This is a genomic window from Delftia sp. ASV31 (assembly GCF_016428765.1).
GTDB lineage: Bacteria > Pseudomonadota > Gammaproteobacteria > Burkholderiales > Burkholderiaceae_C > Comamonas > Comamonas acidovorans.
This window is the reverse complement of the sequence record NZ_JAELTK010000235.1, coordinates 1-382: the sequence shown is the minus strand read 5'-3', so window position 1 is coordinate 382 and position 382 is coordinate 1. Positions and strand designations below refer to the sequence as shown.

The 382-nt window shown below is 68.8% G+C and carries 1 protein-coding gene; it reads right to left on the bottom strand.

The window, feature by feature from the left end; translation table 11 throughout:
* Window positions 1-382, bottom strand: a 382-nt coding sequence (locus tag JHD82_RS29155; RefSeq protein ID WP_199140389.1) for a hypothetical protein, incomplete at both ends; no start/stop codon positions are given.

The window sequence follows — 382 nt, the reverse complement described above, 5'->3', positions numbered from 1 at the left end:
ATGCCGAGCGCGTTGGCTGCCGTCATCACCGCGAAGGTGTGCTGGAGGATATGGGTGCCGTCCCATATCACCCAGGCGGTCCCGGCGGCGCCGCTGAGGGTGAAGGTGAGATCGCTGAGGCTCACCAGCATCTGGCGATTGCGGGCCAACAGGACCGTGCGGACATGCGCGCGCATCGACCACAGCCCGATGAAGGCTCCGCCGAACAGCGCGCCCTCGTCGAGCCAGACGCCGAGGACGCCGGTGACGACCAGGCCGAGCAGCAGCGACAGCAGCATCGCAGCCGAACCGAAGGTGACCTCATAGGCGCCGGCCGCGCCGGAGCCGCGGCTCTGGGCGATCGCGATGCTGGCAGGCAGCGCCGTAAAGGCGCGGATATAGG